This window comes from Flavobacterium sp. (assembly GCF_023151265.1).
Taxonomy (GTDB): Bacteria; Bacteroidota; Bacteroidia; order Flavobacteriales; family Flavobacteriaceae; genus Flavobacterium.
The window spans coordinates 1-1663 of the sequence record NZ_JAKLJH010000238.1; the positions used below are offsets into that span (position 1 = coordinate 1).

Genomic DNA, 1663 nt, shown 5'->3' on the forward strand with positions numbered 1-1663 from the left:
TTACTTGCATTACCAAAACAGAAGACCAGATTATGTTTCAGCATTTTTTGAAGTAATCAACTGGGATAAAGTAGAAGAAAATTATAATAAATTATAATCACTTTTAATTTCAATAAAAAAGGTTCAGAGGACACTATCCCAAAAAGTGTGTAAGTTAAAAAGTTAGGGCTTGGATTTTATAATCTGAGCCTTTTTTCAAAAATAAGCATAAATTGGTTTAAAACAATACCCCAATTTTGAATAGGCATTGTCCATTTTTTAGTGGATTCCTTTAGCGCAAGATAGACGGACTTCAAGACAGCTTCATCAGTAGGAAAAGACATTTTATTTTTGGTGTATTTTCTGATTTTCCCATTCAAGTTTTCGATTAAATTGGTAGTGTAAATGATTTTACGAATCTCAAGAGGGAAGTCAAAAAACACGGTTAACTCATCCCAATTATTTCTCCAGGATTGAATAGCGTACAAATATTTACTTTCCCATTTAGCAGCAAAATCCTCTAAAGCAGCTTTAGCAGCGTCTTTGCTAGGAGCTGTATAAATATGTTTCATATCGGTAGAAAACTCTTTTCTGTCCTTCCAGACTACGTATTTACAAGCATTTCGTATTTGATGAACCACGCAGATTTGAGTTTGAGATTCAGGGAAAACAGATCGGATAGTATGGGTAAATCCATTAAGATTATCGGTAGCGGTGATGAGAATATCCTCAACCCCACGAGCTTTTAAATCAGTTAAAACACTCATCCAAAAGCTAGAACTTTCGTTTTTTCCAAGCCACATTCCAAGAACTTCTTTCCGTCCTTCACGGTTTAAACCAACGGCTAAATAGATGGTTTTGTTGATGACTTTTGAGTTTTCCCTAACTTTAAAAACAATGCCGTCCATCCAAACAATTAAGTATAAATCGTCTAGCGGTCGGTTCTGCCAAGCAACTACTTCACTGGCAACAGCATTGGTAATCCTGGATATTGTTGAAGTAGACACATCAAAATCGTACATTTCCTTGATTTGTTCCTCGATGTCAGAAACGCTCATTCCTTTGGCATAAAAAGAAATGATAATATTTTCCAAACCCTCGATAATGTTGTGTCGTTTGGGAACTAAAGCAGGTTCAAAACTTCCTTCCCGGTCTCTGGGAACTTTAATTTCAGACTCTCCAAAACCGGATTTTATCTTTTTAGTTCCGTGTCCGTTACGATAGTTTCCCTCCTTAGTTTTTTCGTGTTTTTCGTTGTCAAGATGAGCGTCGAGTTCGGCTTCAAGCATATGCTCAACAGCTCTTTTGTGCATCGTTTTGAAGAATGATGTTAAATCTTCTCCGTTCTTGAAAGATTTATAAAAATCTTTGTTGTTTAATAATTCTTCTTTGTCGATCATAACTATGTAATGTTTAAAAATAGTAAAAAGTTATTTCCGAAAAATTTTTTGAGCTTTGAGGGCTCAAAATTTTTCAGAATAACCTTTCAACTTACACAGTTAGCGAGATACTACCGTTCAGAGTAATTCTGAACCTTTTTTTGTTTTCTACATTTTAGAAATTATCTTACTTCTGTCATGCTTAAACCTTGTAGTTTTAGACCGTATTTCCATTGTACATACGCAAAAACCTGGTAAAGTTTATACTCGAATTTTAAGCCGTATTTTTCATTTAGGTCATAGTC

3 protein-coding genes are annotated in these 1663 nt (G+C 34.6%); 1 reads left to right on the forward strand and 2 read right to left on the reverse strand.

All coding sequences use genetic code 11. The annotated features are described in order from the left end of the window. Positions 1-97 (forward strand): Fe-Mn family superoxide dismutase (locus tag L6Q46_RS13955; RefSeq protein WP_291284823.1); only part of this gene is annotated, 97 nt, incomplete at its 5' end. Positions 98-176: 79 nt separating this feature from the next. Here L6Q46_RS13955 and L6Q46_RS13960 read toward each other — a convergent pair. Next, positions 177-1379: an IS256 family transposase gene (locus L6Q46_RS13960; protein WP_291284822.1), complete on the reverse strand. Its 1203-nt coding sequence runs from the start codon at positions 1377-1379 to the stop codon at positions 177-179. 161 nt (positions 1380-1540) lie between these two features. Continuing rightward, a partial coding sequence (locus L6Q46_RS13965) for a DUF6146 family protein (RefSeq protein ID WP_291284824.1) occupies positions 1541-1663 on the reverse strand: 123 nt, incomplete at its 5' end.

What these genes read in the sequence shown, in the direction of transcription:
- L6Q46_RS13960 (WP_291284822.1), bottom strand. Translation starts at nt 1,379, where the DNA reads ATGATCGACAAAGAAGAATTATTAAACAACAAAGATTTTTATAAATCT.